This is a genomic window from Agromyces protaetiae (genome assembly GCF_004135405.1).
GTDB lineage: Bacteria > Actinomycetota > Actinomycetes > Actinomycetales > Microbacteriaceae > Agromyces > Agromyces protaetiae.
Genome location: NZ_CP035491.1, coordinates 631,779 through 658,695, shown reverse-complemented (window position 1 = coordinate 658,695; position 26,917 = coordinate 631,779). Strand labels below are relative to the sequence as shown.

The window sequence follows — 26,917 nt, the reverse complement described above, 5'->3', positions numbered from 1 at the left end:
AGGGCGCCAGCAGTTTGTCGGACATCGGGGTGTTTGTCGGACGCGAACGGCTGAACTCGTCCGACAATCAGGCGAATGTCCGACAATCCCGCAGGGGCAGGGGCAGGGGCAGGGGCAGGGGCGGGGGCGTCCGGGTGAGAAACCTCGACTTCGAGGCATCCTCACGCCGTTTTGCCAGTTCACAGGGGGAAGGGGAGACTGGGGGCATGTCTTCCCCCGCTGCCGAAGCGGCAGCCGCTGCGCCTGCGAACGAATCCGACGACGAGCGCACGCCCGAGGGTTTCACCCTCTTCGCCGTGCTCCGCCGCGACCCGGCCCGACCCGACGACCTCGACGGTCACGACGTGCCCCGGTTCGTCGCCGAACTCGACGACACCGTGCACGTCGTCGAGAACGAAGGCGTCGTCGTGCGCGGCTTCTACGACGTGTCGGGGCTGCGCGCCGACGCCGACGTCATGATCTGGCTCCACGGCCCGACGGCCGAGGGGCTGCAGTGGGCGCTCCGCGAGCTGCGGCGGGCGCGCCTGTTCCGCGCGCTCCTGCCGACGTGGAACGCGATGGGCGTGCACCGCGACGCCGAGTTCAACAAGCGTCACATCCCGGGCTTCCTGCGCGGCATCGAGCCGAAGGACTGGCTCACCGTCTACCCGTTCAACCGGTCGTACGACTGGTACATCCTCGACCCGGCCGAGCGTGCCCGCATGCTCGCCGAGCACGGCCGCAAGGGCGCCGCGTTCCGCGGCGTGCTCGCGAACACCGTCTCGGCCTTCGCCCTGGGCGACTACGAGTGGCTGCTGCCGCTCGAAGCCGACGAGCTCACCGACCTCGTCGACATGATGCGCGAGCTTCGCGCGACCGACGCGCGCCTGCACGTGCGCGAAGAGGTTCCGTTCTTCACCGGTCGCCGCATCGCGACCGCCGAAATCGTGGAGGTTCTGCAGTAATGGCGCACTACGACGCGATCCTGCTGTCGTCGTTCGGCGGCCCCGAGGGGCAAGACGATGTCATCCCGTTCCTGCGGAATGTGACCGCCGGTCGGGGCATCCCCGACGAGCGCCTTGAAGAGGTCGCCCACCACTACCGCCACTTCGGCGGCGTGAGCCCCATCAACGAGCAGAACCGTCAGCTCAAGGCGGCACTCGAGGCCGAGCTCGCGAAGCGCGGCATCGACCTGCCCGTCTACTGGGGAAACCGCAACTGGGCGCCGTACTTCGGCGACGTCGTGCGGGAGGCCGAGCAGAACGGCCACACCGAGCTCCTCGGCCTCGTGACGAGCGCGTACACGTCGTACTCGGGTGTCGGCCAGTACCGCGAGGACTTCGAGAAGGCGACCGCCGGCACGTCGGTCGCGATCGACCGCGTGCGCGAGTACTTCGATCACCCCGGCTTCGTGACGCCCTTCGTCGAGGGCGTGACGGATGCCTCGGCGTCGCTGCGTGCCGAGGGCGTCGCGCCCGAGCGCACGCACATCCTCTACGTCACCCACTCGATCCCGAACACGGCCGCGCAGGCCTCGGGCCCCGAGTTCGGCGAGGGCGGCGCGTACGTCGCGCAGCACCTGGCCGTGGCATCCGTCATCAACGAGACCGCCGCCCCGGCTTCGCCGTGGTCGCTCGTCTACCAGTCGCGCTCGGGCGATCCGCGCACCCCCTGGCTCGAGCCCGACATCAACGACGTGATCGCCGACCTCGCCGCGGGCGGACTCACCGACGCCGTCGTCATCGTGCCGTTCGGCTTCGTGAGCGACCACATGGAGGTCATGTGGGACCTCGACAACGAGGCCGTCGAGACCGCGGGCGAGCACGGCATCAAGGTGCGCCGCGTGCCGACGCCGGGCGTGCACCCCGCCTACGTGTCGGGGCTCGTCGACCTCGTGCTCGAGCGCGTGAACGACGTCCCCGCCGACGAGCGTCCGCACCTCACCGCGCTCGGCCCGTGGCCCGACCACGCTCGCGTGCGCGCGGGCGAGGTCGTGGCGTCCGCGGAGGCCGACGCGCGATGAGCACGGTCATCCGGGTCGGAACGCGCGGAAGCGCCCTCGCGCTCGCGCAGACGCGTCAGATCGCCGAACGGCTCGCCAAGGCGGCCGATGCCGAGATCGAGTTCGTCACCGTGACGACCCAGGGTGACACCTCACGGGCATCCCTCTCCGAGATCGGCGGCACGGGCGTGTTCGCCGCGGCCCTCCGCGAGTCGCTCCTCGCGGGCGACTGCGACGTCATCGTGCACTCGCTCAAAGACCTCCCGACGGCAGACCTTCCCGGCCTGCGCCTCGGCGCCGTGCCCAAGCGCGCCGACCCGCGCGACGCGCTCTGCGCGCGTGACGGCCTCACGCTCGAGACGCTTCCCGAGGGGCGAAGGTCGGCACGGGGTCGCCCCGCCGCATCGCCCAGCTCGGCGCTGCGCGCCCCGACGTCGTCGCCGTCGATCTGCGCGGCAACGTCGACACGCGGCTCGGCAAGGTCGCGGCGGGCGAGCTCGACGCCGTGCTCCTCGCGGCATCCGGTCTCGGCCGACTCGGCCGCTCCGACGCGGTGACCGACCTCCTCGACCTCGCCGACTGGCCGACCGCTCCCGGGCAGGGCGCGCTCGCGCTCGAGGTGCGCGACGAAGCCGGCCGCGGGCCGCTTCAGCGCGCGCTCGACGCCGTCGACCACCGCACGACGCGCGCCACCGTGCTCGCCGAACGGCTCGTGCTCGCCGGACTCGAAGCCGGGTGCGCGGCACCGGTCGGTGCGACCGCGTTCATCGAGGACGAACTCCTGTTCCTCTCGGCGACGGTGTACAGTGCCGATGGAACACGGAGGCTGTCGAGCTCGCACGCCGCAACCCCCGAGAGCCGCTCGGCCGACGACCTGGCCGACGCGGCGCGTGACGTCGCAGCCCGCGTCGTCGCAGAACTCCTCGGCAACGGCGCCGCTGACCTTGCACCCCCGAGGAGACCCGGTGACCGAATCCGAACCCATGACGGGCGCGATCAACCTGCCAGATTTCGCCGACGGCAAGCCCCTGACCGGATGGCGCGTCCTCGTGCCGCGCGGCGGCCCCTGGGGTGACAGCGTGGCGGCTTCGCTCCGCGCGCGCGGCGCATCGCCGGTCATCGCGCCGATGATCAACTTCGCACCGACCGACGACCAGCCCGCCCTCGAGGCCGCGCTCACGAAGCTCGCCGAGGGCCAGTTCGACTGGGTCACCGTCACGAGCGCGACGACGGTCGACGTGCTCTCGACCTACAACGCCGTCATCCCCGCGACCACGAAGGTCGCCGCCGTCGGCGAGACCACGGCTGCGGCGCTCGTCGCCGCAGGCTACAAGGCCGACATCGTGCCGAGCGAAGACAATTCGGCCAAAGGCCTCCTCGAGGAGTGGGAGGCCGCGACCGAGGGTGCGCGGGGGCTTCGCGTGCTCGCGTTGCGATCGGCGATCGCCAAGCAGGTGCTCTCGATCGGCCTCGCCGAGGCGGGCCACCACGTCGAGGCCGTCGTCGCCTATCGCACCGTCGGCGTCCCCGCCGCGCAGAAGGTCGTCGACGATGTGCGGGCCGGGCGCGTGCAGGCCGTGCTCGTGACCTCGGGCAGCGTCGCCGAGCAGGTGCAGCAGCAGCTCGGACCGATCCCCGAGTCGACGCTCGTCGCCGCGATCGGCCCGCAGACGCAGAAGGATGCTGCGGCCGTCGGCCTCCGGGTCGATGTCGTCGCCGACGAGCGCACCGCCGAGTCGCTCATCGACGCGGTCGTGAACGCGGCGCTCGCGAGCGCGTAGGCGCGCAGCGGCCGCCTCGGCACCGGCCCCGAGACATCCGCTCGCAGCAACCGTTCGGAGACCGGCGCGTAGGCTTGCCGGGTGAGCGATTCGCCCTTCCGTCCGACCCGCCCCCGCCGACTCCGTGAGACCCCGGCTCTTCGTCGCCTCGTCTCCGAGACGCGGCTCGACCCCGCCGACCTCGTGCTGCCGGTCTTCGTGCGCGAGGGGGCCGGCGGCCCGCTGCCGATCTCGTCGATGCCGGGCGTCGTGCAGCACTCGCTCGACAGCCTGAAGGGCGCGATCGCCGAGGCCGCCGAGGCGGGCGTCGGCGGCGTCATGCTCTTCGGCGTGCCCGAGGTGCGCGACGCGATCGGGTCGGGCGCGACCGACCCAGACGGCATCCTCAACGTCGCGACGCGCGTCGCGGTCGAGGCAGCGGGCGGCGCGCTCGTCGTGCAGACCGACCTGTGCCTCGACGAGTTCACCGACCACGGGCACTGCGGCGTGCTCGACGCGCTCGGCCGCGTCGACAACGACGCGACGCTCGAGCGGTATCGCGACATGGCGCTCGCGCAGGCCGCGGCGGGCTCCGAGCTGCTGGGCCTCAGCGGCATGATGGACGGCCAGGTGGCCGCCGTGCGCGAAGCGCTCGACGACGCGGGCTTCCTGAACACGGCGATCCTCGCCTACTCGGCGAAGTACGCGTCGGCCTACTACGGCCCGTTCCGCGACGCCGTCGAGTCGCAGCTGCAGGGCGACCGCCGCACGTACCAGCTCGACCCCGGCAACCGCCGCGAGGGGCTGCGCGAGGCGATCATCGACATCGAGGAGGGCGCCGACGTCGTCATGGTGAAGCCCGCGGGCTCCTACCTCGACGTCCTGGCGGATGTCTCCGCGGCGTCCGAAGTGCCCGTCTGGGCCTACCAGGTCTCGGGCGAGTACTCGATGATCGAGGCCGCCGCCGCGCACGGCTGGATCGACCGCAAGCGTGCGGTGATCGAGTCGGTGCGGAGCATCAAGCGCGCGGGCGCCGACGCCGTGCTCACGTACTGGGCGACCGAGCTCGCGAAGTGGATCCGGGCGGGGGAGGCGGCATGACCACGAACGACGAACTCTTCCTCCGCGCCCAGCACGCGATCCCGGGCGGCGTGAACTCGCCTGTGCGGGCGTTCGGGTCGGTCGGCGGCACGCCGCGCTTCCTCGTGAGCGCGAAGGGCCCGTACGTGACCGACGCCGAGGGTCGCGAGTACGTCGACCTCATCGCGGGGTGGGGCCCGGCGATCCTCGGTCATGCAGACCCTCGCGTCATCGAGGCGGTGCAGGATGCCGCGAGCCGCGGTCTCTCGTTCGGCGCGTCGACTCCCGCCGAGACCGAGCTCGCCGAACTCGTCGAGCAGCGCGTCGGGCCGGTCGAGCAGCTCCGGCTCGTGTCGACGGGCACCGAGGCGACGATGACCGCCATCCGTCTCGCCCGCGGATTCACGGGCCGCGACCTGCTGGTGAAGTTCGCCGGCCACTACCACGGCCACTCCGACGGGCTGCTCGCCGAGGCGGGCTCGGGCCTTGCGACCTTCGCTCTACCGGGGTCGGCGGGCGTGCCGGCCGAGATCGCGGCGCTCACGCTCGTGATCCCCTACAACGACCTCGACGCGGTCGAGGTGGTGTTCGCCGAGCACGGCGATCGCATCGCGGCCGTCATCGTCGAGGCCGCCGCGGCCAACATGGGCGTCGTGCCGCCGCTGCCAGGCTTCAACCAGGCGCTCGTGCGGATCGCGCGCGACCACGGCGCACTCGTCATCTCCGACGAGGTGCTGACGGGCTTCCGCGTCTCCGAGGCCGGGTGGTGGGGTCTCGAACAGGCTTCGGCAGGCACCGACGCCGACACGTCCTACACGCCTGACCTGCAGACGTTCGGCAAGGTCATCGGCGGCGGCATGCCCGTCGCGGCCGTCGGCGGTCGGCTCGAGATCATGCAGCGGCTCGCGCCGCTCGGCCCCGTCTACCAGGCCGGCACGCTGTCGGGCAATCCGGTCGCGGTCGCCGCGGGCATCGCAACGTTGAACGCGGCGGATGCCTCGGTGTACGCCGCGCTCGACCGCAACGCCGGGCTCGTGGCATCCGCCGTCACCGACGCGCTCGCCGCCGAGGGCGTCGCGCACGTCGTCCAGCGCGCCGGCAACCTCTTCAGCTTCATGTTCACCGAGGCCCCTGTGGTCGACTACGACGGGGCGAAGGCGCAGGAGTCCTGGCGGTACGCGCCGTTCTTCCACGCCATGCTCGACGCGGGGGTGTCGCTCCCGCCGAGCGTCTTCGAGGCGTGGTTCGTGACCGCCGCCCACGACGACGCGGCGATCGCGCGCATCGTCGACGCGCTCCCGGCGGCCGCGAAGGCGGCGGCTGCGGCGGCGCCCGCCTGAGGCATCCGCCCGACTCGGCAGGTGCCTTGGCACCCGCCGCGTCCTCTCGCGCTCGGCAATTCAGGACGAACCGACCGCCCATCGGCGTGTTGCTGCGACTGCGGCGGCGTGTCGCCTGGTTCTTCCTGAATTGCGAGGGCGGGCGGGTACCTCGGGGGAGGCGGGTGCGGGGGAGGCGGGTGCCTCGGGGGAGTCGGGTGGCTCGGATGACTCGGGCAACGGACCCGGCGACGTCTCCCGGGTCACCGTTCGGTCACGGGGCGTCGCGCACGGGCGGTGTCGGGCAAGATGGATGCCATGGCGAAGCTTCGCGTGCATGCGGATCGGATCGAGGTGCAACTCACCCCGACCGAGAAGTCGCTCGCGCTGCGCGGCGCCGATGTCGTCATCCAGCGCGATGACATCCGTTCGGCGACGATCACCGACGACCCGTGGATCTGGATCCGCGGCATCCGCCGCCGCGGCACCGAGGTGCCCCTGGTCCTCGCCGTCGGTACGTGGAAGACGCACGGCGGCCACGACTTCGTCGTCGTCAAGGGCAAGCGGCAGGCCGTCGTGCTCGAGCTCGCGGGCGGCGAGTTCAACCGGCTCATCCTGTCGACGGCGCACGCCGCCGAACTCGTCGATCGTCTGAAGGTCGCGCCGACGCCCGATGCCGTCACCGAGTCGATCTCGACCGAGGGCGCCGACGCAGCCGACTCCGCCGACGCAGCCGACTCCGCCGACGAGAACTGATGGCGGCGGCGACGCCGCTGCACGGCCGCATCGAGTTCCCCGTCGACCGGGTGTTGGTCGACCGGCGCTCGCTCGTGGCGACGCTCGTCGGTGTGGCGTTCGCGGTCGGCGCTGCGATCGGCGCGGTCGGATTCGCGGCGCTCGTCATCACGGGGTTCGGCACCTGGTTCACCGCGGCGCTCGTCGGCGGGTTCACGGTCGTGTGGGCCTATGGCGTCCATCTCATGTTCGAGCGCGGCCGCTACGCGCGGGCGCTCGGCGATGCCGGGTACGTGCTCGCGATCTCCGACACGGGCCTCTCGGCCGCAGGGTCGGGCGAGGTCGCGTGGCGGGACATCCAATACCTCGCCGTGCAAGACGTGCGCGCCGCCAACGACCGCCGCCTCCGCACCGCGCGGTGGCGCAGCGTGGGCGGGCTCGCGCAGCAGACGGGCGCCGGCGGCGTCGTCGTCTGGGTCGGCGTGCGCGACGCGGAATCGCTGCGACGACCGCCGATGCCCGCGGTGATCGCGCGCAAGGTCTCCCGGTACGGATCGCGTCGAGCCGCGGTGCGCACGGGCGATCTGAGCGTCATCGTCGACGCCGTCCGCGACGACCGCGAAGCGACCGATCGACTCGTCGGCGCGCTGCGCGACGCGGCGGAGCTCCACGGGGTGCGCCTGCTCGAGCCCGGCGGCATCTGGGGGTTCACGCAGGCGCGACTTGCGATCCTCGAGCCCGCCGAGCAGGCGGCGCTGACCGAGGCGCTCACCCCCGAGATGACCGAGGGCGCGAAGGCGGCGCTCGCGCGAGCGGCTGTTCCCGCGCCGCCGCTCGGGCGGTTCCAGGTCGTCGGCAGTGTGCAGGTCGAGTACGTGCGCGGGCTGAAGCGGCGGTTGTCGATGACGCGGCTCGTCGTGCTGGGGGCGGCGCTCGTCCTCGTCGGGGCGCTCGTGTGGCTCGCCCTCGCGGTGCCTGGCCTCTGGATCTGGCCGATCCTGGTCGGCGCCACGGGGATCTTCGCGAGCAACTCGATCACGTTGCGGATCCGCAGTCTGCGAACGATCGAGAAGGGCGCGGCGGTCGCCCCCTCTCTCGTCGTGACGGACACGGGCGTCTCGGTCTCCGCATCGCGAGAGGTGCCGTGGAGCGAGTTCGTCTACGTCGACACGACCGAAGACCCTTCGCGCGACGTACGAGGTGGCGCCCGTGCGGTGTTCCGGGCGATCGGGCGGGCCAACGGCGCCGGGGCGCAACTCGGCTTCGCCGTGCGCGACGCCCGCGTGCTCGACGGGGTCGACCTCGGCAATCTGTGGCGCGGCCGGACTCGACCCGAGGGCGCGCAGATCGGCGAGTTCGCGCTGCCGCTGCTCGACGGGCTCGGCCCCGAGCGCACCGCGGCCGTGTTCGACGCCGCTCGTCGCGCCGCGCGAGCGGCCGGGGTGCCGGTCGTCGAGGCGCGCGGCGCGTGGGCGGCCGCGGGCGACCGGATCGCGCTCGTCGCCGCAGCGAGGCGCGCCTGAGCGGGCGAAGCGACACCGGTCGCGGCGCGGGCGCGCGGCGTCGGCGCGCGGCGCGGATCGCAGCGCGCTACGCGAACAGGAACAGCACGAAGCCGATGAGCGGCAGCGTGCCCTGGACGAGCGCGGGCTTCAGGTAGCCGGGGCCCGTCGTCGTCAGTACGCCCGCGGCGAGGGCCATGCACGCCGTCGTGAAGAGCACGAGCGCCTTGCCGACGTCGACCGCGCCGGCCCAGAACAGCACGAGTCCGACGATCGCACCGATACCGAGGAACAGGTTGTAGAAGCCCTGGTTGTAGGCCATGGGCTTGGTCGTGTCGGCCGCCGCCTGGTCGGCGACGCCGAACCGCTTCCAGATCGAGGGGCGCGTCCACCACACGCTCTCCATGACGAAGATGTAGCCGTGCAGGAGCGCGGCGAGGGCCACGAAGATCGACGCGATGAGTGCCAGCATGTGGCCGATGCTATGCCCGCGGGTGGCTACGCTCGTGAGACCCGCTCGATTTCGACCGTCACGGGCACGCCGAGGAACCGCGCGACCTCGGCGATCGCGGCGTCGCGCGAGCGCGCTTCGGCGGCGGTGAACCGGCGCCACGGCACGATGCGCACGCTCGCGCGTCTGGCCTGCACGGTGTGCGCCCAGCGCCCGGCCATGGCGCCGTCGATCATGAGCGCATGCAGCGGGAACTCGCTGACGATCGGGTTCCTCGCGTGCAGCGGCGATTGCAGGAACGCGCGCGGAGCGCCGTAGCCCATGATGTATTCGTCGTACGCCTGCAGGAGGTCGACGCGGCCTCCTCCGGCACCTGTCGTTCCGGCGTCGGCGTCGGTTCGCCGGGTGGTCCACTCGGCGGAGACGGATGCGTCGTGCCACAACGCGTCGGCGTCGGCGCCGTTCCCGGGCGATGCCCGGAGCGGTTCGATGCGCCCGCCCGAGCGGTCGCGCGCATCGGCGAAAGCCTGTCGCGCGTCGCCGACGGTGAAGCCCGACCAGGTCGCGAAGTCGCGCGGCGTCGCGGGGGAACGGGTGAGCAGGAACCGCTCGGCGAGTTCGGCGAGAGCGTCGCCACGGTCGCGCTCGGGTGCGGCGGGCACGCGCTCGTCGAACGGCGCGTAGGTGCGCTGTTTGCCCGCCGAGGCGCCCGAGACGATCACCCGTTCGAGCTCGGCGTACATGACGAGGAGTCCGAGTTCGAGGCCCGAAAGGGCGATGCCGGATGCCTCGAGCGCTGCGTGCAGCTCGGGGCGGGTCGAGTGGCGTTCGGCGACCGTCGTGGCGATCACGTCGAGGCCCCGTACGGCGAGATCGCCTTCGATGCCGCCGCGCCGGTACATCCCGCCGTTCTGCCGGTGCACGCGCTCCGCCGAGAGGCCGATCACCCATCGGGCATCGGCGGGGTGGAGGAAGTGCCAGGTCGGTCGCAGCACGTGCGTGCGCAGGATCTCGCCGCGGTCGAGTGCGGAGTTGACGGATGTCGCATCTGGGCGCTGCTCGATCGGCAGGCGCTGCGCGAGGCCCCACTGGGCGGGCAGGTACTCCTGCGATTGCACCGCGACGGCGCGGCGGACGAGCTCGGCGGGCGAGGAGGCCGGACCCGAGGGCACCCGACCCGGGGCATCCGGCCCCGAGACATCCGACACCGCGACATCCGACACCGCGACATCCGCCTTCTTCGAGACATCCGCACCGCCCGCCGTGACCGGACCGCGCAACCCGTGCGCGAACAGCCGCCGGGAGCGGAGCTCGTCGAACTCCACTACGAGACGTCTCCCCGCCACGTCGTGAGGCCGCCGATGATCGTGAGGATGACGGCATAGCCTGCCAGCACGAGGCCGCCCTGCCACCACTCGAGCGACGTCGTCGCGCCCATCCCGGCGACGCTGTAGAACGACGCACCGACGAGTGCGTCACTCGCGGCGCCCGGCAGGAACTTGCCGATCTGCGCCGTGATGTCCGACAGCGACGACACGAACCGCAGGATCGGCTCGAGGAACTGCGTGAACGCGATGACGATGACGATCGCCGCGACCTGGTTCGGCACGACCGAGCCGAGGCCGACGCCGATCGCGCCCCACAGGGCGAGGGCGAGCACGCCGCGCCCGATGAGCGCCCACGTGTCGGTCGAGTCGAGCCCGGTGTCGAGGCCCCACGCGGCGAGGACGCCCGCGCCCGCGCCGACCGAGACGGCGAAGCCGACGACCCCGAAGAGCGCGCCGAACACGAGCTGCGAGACGAGCTTCGCGCTCAGCACGGCGCCGCGGTTCGGCGTCGCGAGGAACGTCGGCGTGAGCGTCTTGTGCCGGAACTCGCTCGTGACCGCGAGTGCGCCGAGGAGCACCGGGAACACATACCCGACCGACGACGCGAAGCTGTACAGGAGCGGCGCGAGGTCGAGTCCGGGCGGGAGGCCCGTGCCGCCGCCCCCGCCTGCGGCGGCGGCCTGCTCGGGGTTCGCCGTCACCCAGCCGAAGAACGCGCCCAGGCCGCCCGACATGAACGCGACGTACGCGGCGAGCACGATGAGGAGCACCCACCACATGCGGGTGGTGAAGACCTTCTGGAACTCCGAGGCGAGTGCGCGCATGTCAGGCCTCCTCGCCGGTCGGGTAGACGGGATGCCCGTCGGGGCCGTCGGGCCCGATATCGCCCACAAGCGTCAGGAACGACTCTTCGAGGCCCGACTTCAGGCGGTGCAGGCTGTTGAGCTCGACGCCGCCCGTGAACGCCGCGTGGCCGACGCGACCGGGGTCGGGCTCGTCGACGATGAACCCGTTGCGCCCCTCGGAGTACGCGAGACCCGCCTGGTCGAGCGCCGCCCGCAGGCGATCGCGGTCGGGCGAGTCGACGACGGTGCTCGGGCTCGCCTCGATCTCGAGGCTCGACAGCGGCCCCGACTTCACGAGCTTGCCGCGCGAGATGATGACGACGTCGTCGACCGACTGCTGCACCTCGCTCAGGAGGTGCGAGCTCACGAGCACCGTGCGGCCCTCTTTCGCGAGCGACTGCAGGAACACGCGGATCCACTTGATGCCCTCGGGGTCGAGCCCGTTGATGGGCTCGTCGAGCACGAGCACGCCCGGGTCGCCGAGGAGCGTGTACGCGAGCGCGAGGCGCTGTCGCATGCCGAGGGAGTAGCCGCCCGCACGCCGGTCGGCGTAGTCGGCGAGGCCCACGATGTCGAGCACTTCGCCGACGCGCTGCTTCGGGATGCCGGTCGCCGTCGCGTACACCGCGAGGTGGTTGCGCGCCGTGCGGCCCGGGTGGAAGCTCGCGTCGAGCGCGGCCCCCACCGTCGCGACGGGCTTCTCGAGCCGCGTGTACGGCGTGCCGCCGAACGTCGCCGTGCCCGCGCTCGCGCGTTCGAGCCCGAGGAGCACGCGGAGCGTCGTGGTCTTGCCTGCGCCGTTCGGCCCGAGGAACCCCGTCACCCGGCCGGGTTCGACGCGGAAGCTCAGATCGTCGACGGCCGTGACCTGGCCGAAGCGCTTCGTGAGCCCGGATACTTCGATGGGGATGCCGCTCGCCATGCCTGCTCCTCGATCGGGGGCGGTTCGCTGCCGCATCGGGTCGCGCCCCGACGACCCAGGCGGCGCCGTGCCGCCACTCGTCACACTAGCGAGAGAGGTCGGCGGGAGGCATCCGTCGCGCGGGGGATTCGGCAGATGAGACGGGGGATCCTTCAGTTCAGGGGCCGGATGCCTCGTGGCGGCACGCCGCCCGCGAGCAGGTCGGTCGCGAGGTCCTCCAACGCCGCGAGGGCGACGCGCTGGGTGAGCGGCCCGTAGGAGACGCGCGCGACGCCGAGTTCCTGAAGGCGCGCGGGCACTGGAAGAGCGGGGAAGCCGATGACGCTGAGCTTCTGCGGACCGAGCCCGTCGACGAGGGCGGCGACGACCTCCTCGCCGAAGTTGCCCGGCACGAACACGGTCGTCGCGCCCTCGGCGAGGTACGCGCGGCCGCGCTCGATCGCCTGCGCGGTGCGGTCGGCCTCGGTGCGCTCGTCGCGTCCGAGGAACGCGTCGGTGCGGGCGTTGAGCGCGAACGGCACGCCCTCGGCGGCGGCCGCGGCGACGATCGCCCGCACGGTCGCAACCGACTCGTCGAGCGGCTTCATGCGGTCTTCGACGTTCGCGCCGACGATGCCGACGCCGATCGCGCGACGCACGGTCTCGCCCGCGTCGCCGTAGCCGTCGTCGAGGTCGGCGCTCACGGGAACCTCGACGGCCGCGGCGATGCGGCCCACCATGTCGATCATGAGCTCGCGTGGGATCTGCCCGTCGGCGTAGCCGAAGCTCGCGGCGATCGAGTGGCCCGCGGTCGCGAGCGCCCGCGCCCCGGGCACGGCCGCGACGACCTTCGCGCTCACGACGTCCCACACGTTCACGACCTGCAGGAGTTCGGGGCTGTGTGCAGGCGGATGAGCTCGGCGCCGCGGGCGGCGGTGGCCGCGGGGTCCGCGGTGGGGGCGGGGTCGGTCATGCCAGTGCTCCTTCGAGGGCTTCGATCAGTCGCTCGACGTCGGAATCGTCGGTGTAGGGCGCGAGGCCGACGCGCAGGCCGCCCGCCTCGCCGAGGCCGAGGTGCCGGGACGCCTCGAGCGCGTAGAAGTTGTGCGACGGCGCGAGGATCTTCTGCGTGGCGAGGGCTGCGGAGACATCCGCCGCCTCGCGCCCCGCGAACGTCATCAGGATCGTCGGCGTGCGGCGGGCCGCGCGCGAGTGCACGGTGACCTCGGGCAGGCGCGCGAGCGCGTCGTCGATGCGGGCGCGGAGCGCCGCTTCGTGGTCGTGCAGGGCGCGGTACGAGGCATCCAATCGCTCACGACGTGAGCCGGTCGCTTCGGCCAGCCCGGCGAGGTGGTCGACCGCCGCAGTCACCCCCGCGAGCGTCTCGTACGGCAGCGTGCCGAACTCGAACCGCTCGGGCACGACGTCGGTCGCGGGCAGCAGCTTGTCGGGGCGGACCGTCTCGAGGAGCGCGGGGGATGCCGCGAGCACTCCGCAGTGCGGACCCAGGAACTTGTACGGCGAGCACACGAAGAAGTCGGCGCCGAGCGCCTGCACGTCGGGCAGCTCGTGCGCCGTGAAGTGCACGCCGTCGACGAACACGAGGGCGCCGGCGGCGTGCGCGAGATCGGCGATGGCGCGGACGTCGGGCATCGTGCCGATGAGGTTCGACGCCGCCGTGACGGCGACGAGCCTGGTGCGGTCGGTGAGGGCCGCGGCGAACGCAGCGGGGTCGAGCTCGCCCGTCGCGGGGTCGAAGTCGACGAACCGGGCGACGGCGCCGACGTGCTCGGCCGCCTGGATCCACGGCCGCACGTTCGAGTCGTGGTCGAGCCGCGTGACGAGCACCTCGTCGCCGGGCTTCCACTGCTTCGACAGGTGCCGGGAGAAGTCGTAGATGAGTTGGGTCGCGCTCCGCCCGTGCACGATGCCGCGCGGGTCGCCGGCGACGAGGTCGGCCATCGCGAGGCGGAACCCCTCTACGGCCGTCTCGGCGTTGCGTTCGGAGTCGCTCGACGTGCCGCGATTCGAGAGCGGCCCGATGAGCGTCGCCCCGATCGCCGCCGCGACCGAGCCAGGCGTCTGCGTGCCGCCCGGTCCGTCGAAGTGCGCCCACCCCGAGCGCAGCGACGGGAAATCGAGCCGGATGCGCGCGACGTCGTACGACATGGCGATGAGCCTAGACCCGGCAGGCAGACGCGCGGCGGCTAGCATGCGAACATGGCCGACCGCCGGTTCTCGGTGAACGCGATCCTCGACGGCGCCGTCTTCGTGTACGCGGGGTGGCGGCGGTCTGGCTCGCGTGGCTCATCCTGTCGGAGTCGTTCGGCTTCGGGTGGTTCGGGATTCTCTTCTTCATCGCGTTCTGGCTCGTCCTCGCCTACCTCGTGCTGCCGCGCTTCCACCGCATCCTCACGACGATCTACGTCCCCGACTACTTCATCGGGCGCGCGCGCACGAGCGACGGCCTGCTCGGCGACCCCGTCAACCTCGCGTTCCTCGGGCCGAGCAGGGCATCCACCGCGCGATGGCCGCCGCGAAGTGGACGCGTGCCGACGACGTCGACCTCGCGACGAGCTGGCGCATCGTGATGTCGACGATCACGCGCAAGAGCTACGACGAGGCTCCCGTCAGCCCGCTGTTCCTGTTCGGACGCAAGCAGGACTTCGCGTATCAGCAGGAGGTCGCGGGCAACCCCGCCAAGCGCCACCATGTGCGGTTCTGGCGGACGCCCGACGGGTGGCTCCTGCCCGGCGGGCACCGGGTGGACTGGCTCGCCGCGGGCACGTTCGACCGCGCCGTGGGCTTCTCGATGTTCACGCTGCAGATCACGCACAAGATCGACGCCGACACCGACGTCGAGCGCGACCACATCGTCCAGTCGGTCACGGCGGCCGAGCCCGACGTCACGGTCGAGCTGCTGAAGGACTTCTCATCGGGGTATCACTCGCGCAACGGCGGCGGCGACACGATCCGCACCGACGGCGACCTCCCGGTCGTCGACGTGCGGCCGCTGTCGTGGTCGGATGCATCGAGGCATTCGGTTGACGCCTCGGGGCGGCCGGATGCCTCGGGGCGCGGCCTGCCCGACGAGCCCGCGCTCGACGCGACCGCGACCGACGACCGCGCCCACACGTTCGCGTCGGGCGCGGCGCACGCGTACCTCAGCGAGACGTCCACCGACGACGGCTGGGCCGACACGGGCGGCAAGCGCCCCGCGTTCGAGTCGCTCGCGGCGCTCGCCGAGCGCGACCGGGTGCCCGCCAGGATGAAGCGGCCGGCTCCCACGGCGCTCGGCGCCGCGCTCATCGTCATCCGGGTGCTCCTCGGCGTCGTGTGGCTCCTCGCCCTCACCCTCGACTGGGACCACGTGCTCCGCGAGGTGGGCCTCACCCTCACGGGCGAACTCGTCGAGGTCTCGCACGTCGCCCGATCGGTCGTGGTGGGCGTCGGCATCGCCGTGCTCGCCGCCGAGCTGGTGTTCGCGTGGCTCGTGTACCGCGGCAGCAACTGGGCGCGCATCACTGTCATGATCGTCGCGATCGCGAGCATCTCGATCGCCGCGGCGGACTACTTCGCGGGCGACGAGGACATCACGATCCGTACGACCCTCCTCACGCTCGCCCTCGACATCCTCGTGCTCCTGGCCCTCTCGAGCCGTGCGGCGCGGGCCTATGCGCGGCGGCCGCGCGAGACATCCGGAGCCTCTACTCCCGAGCGCGAGCGAGTCGTAGGCTGACCGAGGCGGCGGAGCCGCGCGCTCGCCGCGCATCGTTTCGGAGAGGACAGGTCCCGGATGTTCGCACACGACCCCTATGCCCAATTGCACGAGTTGAAGCCCGTCGGCACGTTCACGGTCACGAGCACCGACTTCGCCGACGGCGAGACGCTGCCCAAGCGCTTCTGGGGCGCCGGAGCGGGCGGCGAGGACGTCTCGCCCGAGCTCTCATGGAGCGGGTTCCCGCCCGAGACGAAGTCGTTCGCGGTGACCTGTTACGACCCCGATGCGCCGACCGCGTCGGGCTGGTGGCACTGGGCGGTCGCGAACCTGCCCGCGCGCGTGACGTCGCTCGAGACGGGCGCCGGGGCGTCGGGGTACGAGCTGCCGAACCGCGCCGTGACGATCCTCAACGAGGGCCGCAACCGCCAGTACAACGGGCCGACGCCGCCCGCAGGCACGGGCGTGCACCGGTACTTCTTCGTCGTGCACGCGCTCGACGTCGAAGCGCTCGACCTGCCCGAAGACGGCACGCCTGCGCTCCTCGGCTTCCTCCTGCACTTCCACACGCTCGCGCGCGGCATCATCGTCGGGCTCGCGTCGGGCGACTGATCCCCGGTTCACCCGCCACCCAACCGGTTTGTCGGACATGTGCCCGTTTGTCGGACACTTGCGCCCGAGTTCGTCCGACAAACCGAGTGATGTCCGACAAACCCGCTGGCGTCGTCAGATCAGGTGAGCGAGTGCGCCCCGCACGGCACCGCGTCGCACGACTCGCACACGACGGACTGGATGCGGCACGAGGCATCCGGGCAGTTCGCGGTGCGCTTCGTCGCGGCGCCGCACGCGACGCACGACCCGATGACCGCCGTGTGATCGCCGAAGTCGACCGAGCCGCGCCCGTCGAACACGTACAGCGAGCCCTCCCACAGGCCCTCGTCGCCGTAGCGCTCGCCGTAGCGGACGATGCCGCCCTCGAGCTGGTAGACCTCGCCGAAGCCGCGGCTCGCCATGAGGCTCGACAGCACCTCGCAGCGGATGCCGCCCGTGCAGTACGTCACGACCGGGCGACCCTTGAGGTCGTCGTACGCGCCTGAATCGAGCAGGTCGACGAAGTCGCGCGTCGTGTCCGTGGGCGGCACGATCGCGTTCGTGAAGTGCCCGATGGATGCCTCGAGCGCATTCCGTCCGTCGAAGAACACCACCTCGTCGCCCCGTGCGGCGACGAGTTCGTGCAGCGCGTCGGGGGTGAGCCGCGTGCCGCCCCCGACGACGCCCGCCGCGTCGACGACGAGCTCGCCGGGCGCACCGAAGCTCACGATCTCGTCGCGCACCTTGACGCTGAGCTTCGGGAAGTCGACGCTCCGGCCGGACTCGTCGAGGCCCGTGCCCTCGCTCCACTTGAAGTCGGTGTGCTTGAAGGGGGCGTACTCACGCGTCTTCCGCACGTACCGTTTGAGCGCCGACATCTCGCCGCCGAGCGTGCCGTTCAGGCCGTCCTTCGAGATGAGCAGCCGTCCGCGCAACCCGAGCGACTCCGCGAGGTCGCGCTGCCACAGCCGGATCGCCTCGGGGTCGGCGAGCGGCGTGAACACGTAGTAGAGCAGGATCTTCGCGAGCGGCACCGGCCGAGTCTACGAGGGCGGGCTGAGCGGATGCCTCGGGGCGCGGGCCGCGCGCACGGCTCAGTGCGGCGCGTGGTACTCGGCTTCGCCGCGTCGCCAGTAGCCCTTGACGACGACATGCTCGGGGTCGAGCCCCCAGCGGTCGAGGACGAGCGCGCGTCCCGGCTTCACGACGGCGGTCTCGGCGGCGACGAACGCGAAGACGTCGGCGGCGGATGCCTCGGGGCCGGACGATCCGCGGGGCCGAGTGCGTCGAGTGCGGCGGCGAGGGCTTCGCCCGCGGGGGCGCTGCCGCGGTGCACCCACCTGAGCTCGGTACCGGCGGGCGCCTCGAGCGGCGGCTCGTGCGAGGCATCCGGAACCTCGACGAGCACGAGACCGCGCGGCGCGCTGTCGGCGCCCTGCGCGAACTGCGCCAGGAACCGGCGGATCGCGGGCAGCGCCGTCTCGTCGCCCGCGAGGAACCATCCGGCGGGCTCGCCGTCGAGCACCATCGAGCCGCGCGGCCCGCCGACGCCGACGGTGCTGCCGAGCGGGGCGTCGGCCGCCCAGCGGCCCGCGACGCCGGCGTCGCCGTGCACGACGAACTCGAGTTCGAGCACTCCCGCGTCGGCGTCCCACGCGAGCGGCGTGTACTCGCGGCTCGGGAAGGCGCGGAGCGCGTCGGCGTCGAGTGGGGCCCCTCCGTCGCGGGCGGCGGCCGCGGGGTCGGGGAAGAACACCCGGATGTGGTCGTCGCTTCCGAGCGAGCCGAACCCGCGGAGGGCGTCGCCCTCGAGCCGCACGCGCACGTAGTGCGGGGCGAGGGTGGTGCGGTCGGCGAGGCGTGCCGGACGGAAGACGAGGTCGCGCGGCTGGCGCGCAAGCGTGAACGGCATGGATGCTCCCGTGCGAGATGATCTTGGTTAGGCCACCCTAACTCCTCGAACCTGGGTGCCGGCCCGTCGGTGCTTCTCTGTCAGTGCGTGTTCCCGGTCAGCGCGAGCACCCCGCCGAGCCCGATCATCATGACCCCGCCCGTCGCGGCGAGGCCTTCGGCCCGCTTGGGCGAGCGCGCGAACCAGTCGCGCGCGCCGCTCGCCGCGAGCGCCCACACCGAGTCGCACACGAGCGCGAGCGCGATGAACACGACCCCGAGTTCGAACAGTTGCACGGGCACCGCGCCCGCTCGGAGCGACACGAACTGCGGCAGCACGGCGACGAAGAACGCGATCGTCTTGGGGTTCGTGACGCCCACGACGAAGCCTTCTGCGAGCTGTTTCCAGTGCGAGCGGGTGACAGTGCGGGCGCCCGAGACGGCGGCCGAGGCATCCGCCCGATGCCGGATCGCCTGGATGCCGAGGTACACGAGATAGGCGGCGCCCGCGAACTTCACGATCGTGAAGACGACGACCGACTGCGCCACGAGCGCGCCGACGCCGAGCGCGACGGCTGCGACGAGCGGGATCATGCCGATCGCGTTGCCGAGCACCGACAGCAGCCCGCCGAGACGGCCGAGCGCGAGCGAGCGCCCGATGACGAACAGCACGCTCGGCCCCGGGATGACGATGAGCACGACCGAGGCGGCGATGAAAGCCCCGAGATTCGCGAGCGGCACCATCCCGGCAGGATACGCGCGGTACCGTGGCACGCGTGAGCGACTTCATCTCCGCGACGGTCGCCGACGGCGTCGGCCACGTCACGCTCGACCGTCCGCAGGCGATCAACGCCCTGAGCTACGAGATGATCCGCGAGCTCGCGGCCGTCTTCGACGCGTGGCGCACCGACACCGAGGTGGGGCTCGTCGTCCTCGACGGCGCGGGCGACCGCGGCTTCTGCGCGGGCGGAGACATCCGCGAGCTCTACGGCTACGTGACGGCCGACGAGCACGAGACCGCGCATCAGTTCTTCCGCACGGAGTATCGGCTCGACGCCGCGATCGCACGCTTCCCGAAGCCCGTCGTCGCGATCATGGACGGCATCACGATGGGCGGCGGCATCGGCCTCTCGGGGCATGCCGCGATCCGCGTCGTGACCGAGCGGTCGCGGCTCGCGATGCCCGAGACGCGCATCGGCTTCACACCCGATGTCGGCGGCACGTGGCTGCTCGGCAAGGCGCCGGGTGAGTTGGGCGTGCACCTCGCGCTCAATTCGAGGGTCATGGATGCCTCGGACGCGCTCTATGCCGGATTCGCCGACGCGTTCGTGCCGAGCGAGCGGCTGCCGCACCTTGTGCAGGCGCTCCATGAACGCGCCGACCCGGGCAGCCCAGCCGAGATCGTCATGCTCTTCGACGAGACGCCCGACCCGTCGCCGCTCGCGCTCGCGCGCGGCTGGATCGACGCGTGCTACTCGGCCCCCACGGTCGCCGAGATCGTCGCGCGCCTGCGTGCCGTCGCCGACGGCCGGTGGGATGACGCGGGGCTCGCCGAGTCCGTGAACCTCGACCCCGAGGCATCCGCCCACGCGGCCGCCGCCGCGGCCGAGCTCGAGACGCTCTCGCCGACCTCGCTCACGATCGCCCTCGAGGCGGTGCGCCGTGCTCGCACGCTGCCGCGCCTCGAAGACGCGTTGGAGCAGGAGTTCCGCGCGGTCGCGTGGTTCCTCGAACAGCCCGATCTCCGTGAGGGCATCCGCGCCCAGGTGATCGACAAGGACCGCAGCCCGAAGTGGACGCCGCCGAAGATCGCAGACGTGCCTGCCGGACTCGCCGCGCGTGCGCTCGACGACCGGCGCTACGCGCCCGTGTTCGGATAGCGGGCGCCGCTCAGCGCGCTGCGCGCGCCTGGCCGACGGCCGCTTCGAGCGCGACCCACGAGAGCATCGCGCACTTGACTCGCATGACGTACTTCGAGACCCCGTGGAACGCGATCGCGTCGCCCAGCAGGTCTTCGTCGGGCTCGCCCTCGCCCTTCGACCGCAGCATCTCGCGGAACGCGCCCGCGAGGGCGAGCGCGTCGTCGACGCTCGCGCCGGCGACGAGGTCGGAGAGCACCGACGCCGACGCCATCGAGATGCTGCAGCCCTGACCTTCCCACGCGAGGGCTTCGACGCGCTCGCCGGAGGCGTCGAGCCGCACGCGCACGGTGATCTCGTCGCCGCACGTCGGGTTCAACTCGTGGTGCGAGAAGTGCGGGCCCTCGAGCGTGCCCTCGCCGTGCCGGGCCCGCGAGTGGTCGACGATGATCTCTTGATACAGGTTCTCGAGGTTGCTCACGAGGCCTTCCCTTCGAGACCGAAGAACTTGCGCACGCCCGAGAGCGCGTCGACGAACCGGTCGGCCTCGTCGGTCGTCGTGTAGACGTGCGACGACGCGCGCGTCGTGGCGGTGAGGCCGAGCGCCCGGTGGAGCGGCTGCGCACAGTGGTGGCCGACGCGCACGATGACGCCCGCATCATCGAGCACCTGCCCGACGTCGTGTGCGTGCACGCCGTCGACCGCGACCGACACGAGACCCGCGCGCGGCTCGCCGGGGCGAGGTCCGACGATGCGCACCCCCGGCAGGGCGGCGACGGCGTCGGTCACGCGGTCGGCGAACGCCTGCTCGTGGGCGGCGAGGGCGTCCATGCCGATCGCGTCGAGGTAGCGCACGGCCTCGCCGAGGGCGATGACCTGGGACACGGGCTGCGTGCCCGCCTCGAACCGCTGCGGCGCCGGAAGGAAGTTCGCCTCCTCAAGCGTCACCGTCGTGATCGTCGACCCGCCCGTGCGGGCCGGAGGCAGCGCGTCGAGGAGTTCGGCGCGGCCGTAGAGCACGCCGATGCCGTTCGGGCCGAGCATCTTGTGCCCCGAGAACGCCGCGAAGTCGACGCCGGAGGCGCCGAAGTCGACGGGCCGGTGCGGCACCGACTGGCACGCGTCGAGCACGACGAGGGCCCCGACCCGGTGGGCGAGCTCCGCGACATCCTGAACCGGGGCGAGATACCCCGTGACGTTCGACACCTCGGCGAACGCGACGACCTTCGTGCGCGACGTGATCGCCGCCGCCATCGCATCGAGCGACCATAGGCCGTGTTCGTCGACCCTGACGGGCACGAGCGTCGCGCCCGTGCGCTTCGCGAGTCGCTGCCACGGGATGAGATTCGCGTGATGCTCGGCCTCGGTCACGACGATCTCGTCGCCCGGGCCGAGCACGAACCGGGATGCCTCGGGGGCGCCCAATCCGGCAGCGGCGTCGGCCATGCCGAGCGCGACGATGTTGAGCGCATCGGTCGCGTTCTCGGCCCACACGATCTCGCGGTCGCCCGCGCCGACGAACCGCGCAACGGTCTCACGCGCGTCTTCGAACCGGGTCGTCGACTCGCCGACCGCGGCGCTCGCGCCACGGTGCACGGCCGCGAGATGGTGTTCGAGGTAGTCGCGTTCGGCGTCGAGCACCTGCCGCGGGCGCTGCGAGGTCGCGGCCGAGTCGAGGTAGGCGACGGATGCCGCGGGGCTCGCGCCTGCGGAGAAGTACGGGAAGTCGTTTCGGATGTCGGCGACCGAGCGGCCGCCCACCGAGTCGGAGCCGATGGAAGTCATCCCCTCCATCGTCCCACGGTTCCCGCCGCTACCGCCCGGAGAACGCCCGGAGAACGCCCGGCGGGAGGCATCCGCCCGGCCCTTCACGGGCAGTTGCAAGCCGCAACCGGTAGCGTTGGGCGGGTGAAGACCCACCACCTGCGTACGCACCGAAGCGATGAGAACCTGGTCCGCGAAGGACAGCTGGCCTGGCAGCTCGCGGGTATCGCGACCGACCCGGTCGAACTCGACGACGAGGTCGTCGACATGGTCGTCAACCGCGTCATCGACAACGCCGCCGTCGCCGCGGCCTCCATCGCGCGCAAGCCCGTCGTCTCGGCCCGCAGCCAGGCCCTCTCGCACCCCGTGTCGATCGGCGGCGACGGCGCCACCGTGTTCGGCGCCGACCAGGGCCGCCGCACCTCGCCCGAGTGGGCCGCGTGGGCCAACGGCGTCGCCGTGCGCGAACTCGACTTCCACGACACCTTCCTCGCGAAGGAGTACTCGCACCCCGGCGACAACATCCCGCCGATCCTCGCCGTCGCCCAGCACCTCGCCGCGTCGCGCGGCCTCACGGGCCGCGACCTCGTGCGCGGCATCGCGACGGGCTACGAGATCCAGATCGACCTCGCCAAGGGCATCAGCCTGCACGAGCACAAAATCGACCACGTCGCCCACCTCGGGCCGAGCGCGGCGGCCGGCATCGGCACGCTCCTCGGGCTCGACCAGGAGACGATCTTCCAGGCTATCGGCCAGGCCCTCCACACGACCACCGCCACGCGCCAGTCGCGCAAGGGCGAGATCTCGACGTGGAAGGCGCACGCTCCCGCCTTCGCCGGCAAGATGGCCGTCGAGGCGGTCGACCGCGCACTCCGCGGCGAGACGAGCCCAGTGCCGATCTACGAGGGCGAGGACGGCGTGATCGCCTGGCTTCTCGGCGGGCCCGAGGCATCCTATGAAGTGCCGCTGCCCGACCTCGGCGAAGCCAAGCGCGCCATCCTCGACTCGTACACGAAAGAGCACTCGGCCGAGTACCAGGCGCAGGCCTGGATCGACCTCGCGCGCAAGCTCCACGACGAGTACCCGCTCATCCTCGACGACCCGTCGCGCATCGAGTCGATCGTGCTGCACACGTCGCACCACACGCACTACGTCATCGGCTCGGGCGCGAACGACCCGCAGAAGTACGACGCGGATGCCTCGCGCGAGACCCTCGACCACTCGATCCCCTACATTTTCACGGTCGCCCTCCAAGACGGCGCGTGGGACCACGAGACGTCGTACTCGCCCGAGCGTGCGCACCGACCCGACACGATCGCGCTGTGGAACAAGGTCACGACCGTCGAAGACCCCGAGTGGACGCGCCGGTACCACTCGCTCGACATGAGCGAGAAGGCGTTCGGCGGCAAGGTCGTCATCACGCTCGCCGACGGCGGCGAGATCGTCGACGAGATCGCCGTCGCCGACGCGCACCCGCTCGGTGCCCGGCCCTTCGGACGTAAGCAGTACGTGCAGAAGTTCCGCACGCTCGCCGAGTGGGCGCTCGAGCCCGATGAGATCGAGCGGTTCCTCGACGTCGCGCAGCGCCTGCCCGAACTCGGCCCCGACGAGCTCGTGGGCCTCACCTTCACCGCCGCCCCGGGTGCGCTCGTGGGTGTCGACGTTCCGACCGGATTGTTCTGATGCTCTACTCCAAGAAGACCCCGGCGCAGAAGCGCGCCGACTTCCGCGCCGCCCTCGCCTCCGGCGAGCTGCAGCGCTTCCCCGGCGCGTTCAACCCGCTGTCGGCGCGGCTCATCGAGCAGAAGGGGTTCGAGGGCGTCTACATCTCGGGTGCCGTGCTCTCGGCCGACCTCGGGCTGCCCGACATCGGTCTCACGACCCTCACCGAGGTCGCGGGCCGGGCGAAGCAGATCGCGCGCATGACCGACCTGCCCGCGATCGTCGATGCCGACACGGGCTTCGGCGAGCCCATGAACGTCGCCCGCACCGTGCAAGAGATGGAAGACGCCGGCCTCGCAGGCCTCCACATCGAGGACCAGGTGAACCCGAAACGCTGCGGGCACCTCGACGGCAAGCAGGTCGTCGACGAGCAGACGGCGCTCCAGCGCATCCGCGCCGCCGTCGACTCGCGTCGCGATGAGAACTTCCTCATCATGGCGCGCACCGACATCCGCGCGGTCGAGGGCTTGGATGCGGCGATCGATCGCATCAAGAAGCTCGTGGATGCCGGCGCTGACGCGATCTTCCCCGAGGCGATGCGCGACCTCTCCGAGTTCGAAGCGGTGCGGGCCGCGGTCGACGTGCCGCTCCTCGCCAACATGACCGAGTTCGGCAAGAGCGACCTCTTCACGGTCGAGCAGCTCGCCGACATCGGCATGAACCTCGTCATCTGGCCCGTCTCGCTCCTGCGTCTCGCGATGGGCGCCGCGGGGCGCGGGCTCGATGAGCTCATCTCTTCCGGCTCTCTCGAGCCCAAGCTCGGCGAGATGCAGCACCGCGCCGACCTGTACGAGCTCATCGACTACGAGGGCTACAACCGGTTCGACTCGGGCATCTTCAACTTCACCGTCGAGAAGTAGGCGGCAGGCGGGGCGCCCGCCGCGCCGCATCCCCACCCTCCAACTGAGTGAGGACGCCAACCCGGGAAACCCGGCCGCCGGTTCCCCCGACTGGCGTCCTCACGGCGACCGACGCTGGAGGGCCACCGGCGGAGTACGAGGGAACCACCTCGAGAGGCGGATCTCACCGCGCCACCCGCGACGGGCGAGATTGCGGGCGACGCGTTCGACCAGCTCGACCGGACGGCGCAGGTCGGCCTCGGTCACCTCGGTGACGTGCAGGCCGAGCGATTCGAGCTCGGACTCGCGGGTGCGATCCCGACGCCACTGACGCTGATCGGTGCGGTGATGGTCGCCCTGGTACTCGAGCACTTCGCCGAAGTCCTCGAAGAACTGGTCGACCCGTGCCACGAAGAGGCCGCGCTCATCGTGGATCGTCACGTTGACACGCGGTGTCGGCAGACCCGCGAGCACGACGAGCGCTCGTGTCTCAGACTCCTTCGGCGACTCGGACGCAGGGTCCACGAGCTCCAGCGCTGCGCGGAGCTTCGCGGTGCCTCGCTGGTCGGGAAGCCGATCGACCGCTTCGACGAGTCGAGGCAGCGTAGTCAGACGCATCCGGATCGCGTGGTCGGCGCCCGCGACGAGTTCGGGAACCGAGCACCACCTCGTGAGGTCGCACCACGCGCGTTCGACCGACAACGTCGGTATCCGACCCACGACGACCACATCGCCCGGACGGACCCGGAGGCTTCGCGCCCGGAACCTGCGTCGGCGCACTGCGCGACCCGGTCCGGCGATGGCGATGTCGATCGCTCCTGCGCCGGGCGCGACCCGGAACGGCAGAGGTAGCCCATGAATGTGCGCAGCGGTGGGACCGCAAGCGAACGCGCTCGGCACGGCGAGGAATGCCGCGTCGAGTCGCATCGTGAGCGTGGCATCCACCGGCATGCGGACGCCGCGGATGCTGCGATCGAGGTCGCGCGCACGCAGTCGATCTTCGGATGCTCCGAGGCTGAGTGCCGATCGGACAGTGAACACGTCGGGGAGGTTGCGGGGGAGAGGATTCGCGGGCCGGGCCATCCGTCGACCCAACCCTGCGGGGCCGAATACGCCACGTGTTCGCCGGCGCTCGGTGGACTCGCACCGACCCGGCCCCAGTGTGGAGGAGCCATCCCCAAGCCGACTATGACTGTGAGGACGCGAACCTGGCGAATCCTGTGGCGAGTTCACCAGGTTGGCGTCCTCGCGCGAATCGGGCCGGGGACAGGGCCGGGGCGGGGAAGGCCGGCACAGGGGCATAGGGTGGAAGTCCCGGTGCGACGACGCGCCGTGAGAGACATCCCACGAGGAGCGCGCATGGCCGAGCAGCAGGCGGCACAGCCTGAGATCTACAAGGGACTGGCCGGTGTGCCCGTCGACTACACGGCGATCTCGAAGGTCGATCCCGCGTCGAACTCGTTGCTCTACCGCGGCTACCCCGTGCAAGACCTCGCCGGCGCGGTCACGTTCGAAGAGGTCGCCTACCTGCTGTGGCACGGCGAGCTTCCCGACGACGAGCAGCTCGCCGAGTTCGAGCAGTTCGAGCGCGCGCACCGCGCCCTCGACCACGTCGTCAAGAAGGTCATCGACGAACTGCCGCTCACGGCGCACCCGATGGACGTGATCCGCACCGCGGCATCCGTCATCGCGGCGCGCGATCCAGAAGTGGCGGATGACTCGGCCGACGCCGAACTCCGCAAGGCGAAGCGTCTCTTCGCGGCGTTCCCCGCCGTCGTCGCCTACGACCAGCGCCGCCGCCGCGGGCTCGAACTCGTCGAGCCGCGCGACGACCTCGGCTACTCCGCGAACTTCCTCTTCATGACCTTCGACGAAGCACCCGAGCTCGAGGTCGTCGACGCGTTCGACGTGTCGATGATCCTCTACGCCGAACACTCGTTCAACGCGTCGACGTTCACGGCCCGCGTCATCACCTCGACGCTCTCCGATCTCGGCTCGGCCGTCGTCGGCGCGATCGGCGCGCTCAAGGGACCGCTGCACGGCGGCGCGAACGAGGCCGTCATGCACACGTTCGCCGAGATCGGCACGGCCGAGGCGGTCGGCCCGTGGCTCGATGCGGCGCTCGCCGAGAAGCGCAAGATCATGGGCTTCGGGCACCGGGTCTACAAGCACGGCGACTCGCGCGTGCCGACGATGAAGCTCGCGCTCGACCAGCTCGTCGCGCACTACGACCGCCCCGACGTGCTCGACCTCTACGACGCGCTCGCGAACGAGTTCATCGCACGCAAGGGCATCTACCCGAACCTCGACTACCCGTCGGGTCCGGCGTACAACCTCATCGGATTCGACACCGACCAGTTCACGCCGATCTTCGTCGCGTCGCGCGTCGTCGGCTGGACGGCGCACATCATGGAGCAGCGCGCCTCGAACGCGCTCATCCGCCCGCTTTCGGTCTACGACGGCGTCGAGCGGCGCGAGGTGCCGGCGCGCGAGCCCGTCGAGTAGAGCGCTCCCATTTCGCCCCTCTTCGGGGGCCACGGCGGTCGGATGCCTCGGAGTACTGTCCGCTCAGCGGTCGACGTGGCCCGACGCCCGACCGGGGCCTCCTTCGGAGGATCCCATGCGTGCATCC

Annotated in this window: 24 protein-coding genes and 3 pseudogenes; 14 read left to right on the top strand and 13 right to left on the bottom strand. The window is 71.6% G+C overall.

Going from position 1 to position 26,917, the window contains the following annotated elements:
- The first annotated feature begins 206 nt into the window (after positions 1–206).
- From hemQ to ET445_RS02975, 8 genes and pseudogenes are all read left to right on the top strand, one after another.
- A complete protein-coding gene (hemQ, locus tag ET445_RS03010) occupies positions 207–944 on the top strand; it encodes a hydrogen peroxide-dependent heme synthase (RefSeq protein WP_129188707.1) in 738 nt (245 codons plus the stop codon).
- A complete protein-coding gene (locus ET445_RS03005; RefSeq protein WP_129188705.1) occupies positions 944–2,002 on the top strand; it encodes a ferrochelatase in 1,059 nt (352 codons plus the stop codon). Before hemQ ends, ET445_RS03005 begins: the two co-directional genes overlap by 1 nt.
- Positions 1,999–3,056 (top strand): annotated as a pseudogene (gene hemC / locus ET445_RS03000) (hydroxymethylbilane synthase). The gene ET445_RS03005 and the pseudogene hemC overlap by 4 nt, the downstream one beginning before the upstream one ends.
- On the top strand, positions 2,965–3,762 hold the full coding sequence (locus tag ET445_RS02995) for a uroporphyrinogen-III synthase (RefSeq protein ID WP_129192379.1): 798 nt from the start codon (positions 2,965–2,967) through the stop codon (positions 3,760–3,762). The pseudogene hemC and the gene ET445_RS02995 overlap by 92 nt, the downstream one beginning before the upstream one ends.
- 81 nt (positions 3,763–3,843) lie before the next feature.
- Positions 3,844–4,842, top strand: a complete 999-nt coding sequence (gene hemB / locus ET445_RS02990) for a porphobilinogen synthase (protein ID WP_129188703.1) — start codon at positions 3,844–3,846, stop codon at positions 4,840–4,842.
- The gene (hemL, locus tag ET445_RS02985; protein WP_129188701.1) at positions 4,839–6,161 is read left to right on the top strand and encodes a glutamate-1-semialdehyde 2,1-aminomutase; all 1,323 of its coding nucleotides are present in this window, start codon (positions 4,839–4,841) and stop codon (positions 6,159–6,161) included. The genes hemB and hemL overlap by 4 nt, the downstream gene beginning before the upstream one ends.
- Positions 6,162–6,458: 297 nt before the next feature.
- Entirely contained in the window at positions 6,459–6,896 is a 438-nt protein-coding gene (locus ET445_RS02980; RefSeq protein ID WP_208008511.1) for a hypothetical protein, read from the top strand.
- On the top strand, positions 6,896–8,398 hold the full coding sequence (locus ET445_RS02975; RefSeq protein WP_129188699.1) for a hypothetical protein: 1,503 nt from the start codon (positions 6,896–6,898) through the stop codon (positions 8,396–8,398). The genes ET445_RS02980 and ET445_RS02975 overlap by 1 nt, the downstream gene beginning before the upstream one ends.
- A gap of 67 nt (positions 8,399–8,465) precedes the next feature.
- Here the strand turns inward: ET445_RS02975 and ET445_RS02970 are convergent, their stop codons facing one another.
- The 6 genes and pseudogenes from ET445_RS02970 to ET445_RS02945 form a co-directional block, all read right to left on the bottom strand.
- Positions 8,466–8,849, bottom strand: coding sequence for a DUF1304 domain-containing protein (locus ET445_RS02970; RefSeq protein WP_129188698.1), 384 nt, complete (start codon positions 8,847–8,849; stop codon positions 8,466–8,468).
- Positions 8,850–8,875: 26 nt separating this feature from the next.
- Positions 8,876–10,153, bottom strand: coding sequence for a winged helix DNA-binding domain-containing protein (locus tag ET445_RS02965; protein ID WP_129188696.1), 1,278 nt, complete (start codon positions 10,151–10,153; stop codon positions 8,876–8,878).
- Positions 10,153–10,980, bottom strand: coding sequence for an ABC transporter permease (locus ET445_RS02960; RefSeq protein ID WP_129188694.1), 828 nt, complete (start codon positions 10,978–10,980; stop codon positions 10,153–10,155). Before ET445_RS02960 ends, ET445_RS02965 begins: the two co-directional genes overlap by 1 nt.
- Before the next feature lies 1 nt (position 10,981).
- A complete protein-coding gene (locus tag ET445_RS02955; RefSeq protein ID WP_129188692.1) occupies positions 10,982–11,923 on the bottom strand; it encodes an ABC transporter ATP-binding protein in 942 nt (313 codons plus the stop codon).
- Between the two features lie 152 nt (positions 11,924–12,075).
- A pseudogene (locus ET445_RS02950) lies at positions 12,076–12,875 on the bottom strand (isocitrate lyase/PEP mutase family protein).
- A complete protein-coding gene (locus ET445_RS02945) occupies positions 12,872–14,071 on the bottom strand; it encodes a cysteine desulfurase-like protein (protein ID WP_129188689.1) in 1,200 nt (399 codons plus the stop codon). Before ET445_RS02945 ends, ET445_RS02950 begins: the two are co-directional and overlap by 4 nt.
- Before the next feature lie 110 nt (positions 14,072–14,181).
- Here ET445_RS02945 and ET445_RS18415 point away from each other — a divergent pair.
- Positions 14,182–15,641, top strand: a pseudogene (locus ET445_RS18415) (LssY C-terminal domain-containing protein); the annotation flags it as partial.
- 57 nt (positions 15,642–15,698) lie between these two features.
- The gene (locus tag ET445_RS02935; RefSeq protein WP_129188687.1) at positions 15,699–16,232 is read left to right on the top strand and encodes a YbhB/YbcL family Raf kinase inhibitor-like protein; all 534 of its coding nucleotides are present in this window, start codon (positions 15,699–15,701) and stop codon (positions 16,230–16,232) included.
- Positions 16,233–16,351: 119 nt separating this feature from the next.
- Here the strand turns inward: ET445_RS02935 and trhO are convergent, their stop codons facing one another.
- From trhO to ET445_RS02920, 4 genes are all read right to left on the bottom strand, one after another.
- Positions 16,352–17,245: an oxygen-dependent tRNA uridine(34) hydroxylase TrhO gene (gene trhO, locus ET445_RS02930; RefSeq protein WP_129188685.1), complete on the bottom strand. Its 894-nt coding sequence runs from the start codon at positions 17,243–17,245 to the stop codon at positions 16,352–16,354.
- 60 nt (positions 17,246–17,305) lie between these two features.
- Positions 17,306–17,416, bottom strand: a complete 111-nt coding sequence (locus tag ET445_RS18410) for a hypothetical protein (RefSeq protein ID WP_341769733.1) — start codon at positions 17,414–17,416, stop codon at positions 17,306–17,308.
- On the bottom strand, positions 17,413–18,123 hold the full coding sequence (locus ET445_RS02925; RefSeq protein WP_341769732.1) for a siderophore-interacting protein: 711 nt from the start codon (positions 18,121–18,123) through the stop codon (positions 17,413–17,415). The genes ET445_RS18410 and ET445_RS02925 overlap by 4 nt, the downstream gene beginning before the upstream one ends.
- Before the next feature lie 80 nt (positions 18,124–18,203).
- Positions 18,204–18,845, bottom strand: coding sequence for a LysE family translocator (locus ET445_RS02920; protein ID WP_129188684.1), 642 nt, complete (start codon positions 18,843–18,845; stop codon positions 18,204–18,206).
- 32 nt (positions 18,846–18,877) lie between these two features.
- Here ET445_RS02920 and ET445_RS02915 point away from each other — a divergent pair, with 32 nt between their 5' ends.
- Positions 18,878–19,981 (top strand): enoyl-CoA hydratase/isomerase family protein, encoded by a 1,104-nt coding sequence (locus ET445_RS02915; RefSeq protein WP_129188682.1) that lies wholly within the window; start codon positions 18,878–18,880, stop codon positions 19,979–19,981.
- 10 nt (positions 19,982–19,991) lie between these two features.
- On the opposite strand, the gene sufU is transcribed toward ET445_RS02915, so the two are convergent.
- A complete protein-coding gene (gene sufU, locus ET445_RS02910) occupies positions 19,992–20,441 on the bottom strand; it encodes a Fe-S cluster assembly sulfur transfer protein SufU (protein ID WP_129188680.1) in 450 nt (149 codons plus the stop codon).
- On the bottom strand, positions 20,438–21,754 hold the full coding sequence (locus ET445_RS02905) for an aminotransferase class V-fold PLP-dependent enzyme (protein WP_424922874.1): 1,317 nt from the start codon (positions 21,752–21,754) through the stop codon (positions 20,438–20,440). Before ET445_RS02905 ends, sufU begins: the two co-directional genes overlap by 4 nt.
- A gap of 114 nt (positions 21,755–21,868) precedes the next feature.
- Here ET445_RS02905 and ET445_RS02900 point away from each other — a divergent pair, with 114 nt between their 5' ends.
- Positions 21,869–23,407, top strand: a complete 1,539-nt coding sequence (locus ET445_RS02900) for an MmgE/PrpD family protein (RefSeq protein ID WP_129188675.1) — start codon at positions 21,869–21,871, stop codon at positions 23,405–23,407.
- Positions 23,407–24,306 (top strand): methylisocitrate lyase, encoded by a 900-nt coding sequence (gene prpB, locus ET445_RS02895; RefSeq protein WP_129188673.1) that lies wholly within the window; start codon positions 23,407–23,409, stop codon positions 24,304–24,306. Before ET445_RS02900 ends, prpB begins: the two co-directional genes overlap by 1 nt.
- Before the next feature lie 99 nt (positions 24,307–24,405).
- Here prpB and ET445_RS02890 read toward each other — a convergent pair whose 3' ends face one another.
- The gene (locus tag ET445_RS02890) at positions 24,406–25,326 is read right to left on the bottom strand and encodes a hypothetical protein (RefSeq protein WP_129188671.1); all 921 of its coding nucleotides are present in this window, start codon (positions 25,324–25,326) and stop codon (positions 24,406–24,408) included.
- Between the two features lie 318 nt (positions 25,327–25,644).
- Here ET445_RS02890 and ET445_RS02885 point away from each other — a divergent pair, with 318 nt between their 5' ends.
- Positions 25,645–26,790 carry a bifunctional 2-methylcitrate synthase/citrate synthase gene (locus tag ET445_RS02885; RefSeq protein ID WP_129188669.1) on the top strand — a complete coding sequence of 382 codons (1,146 nt, stop codon included), beginning with the start codon at positions 25,645–25,647 and terminating at the stop codon, positions 26,788–26,790.
- Positions 26,791–26,917 lie beyond the last annotated feature (127 nt).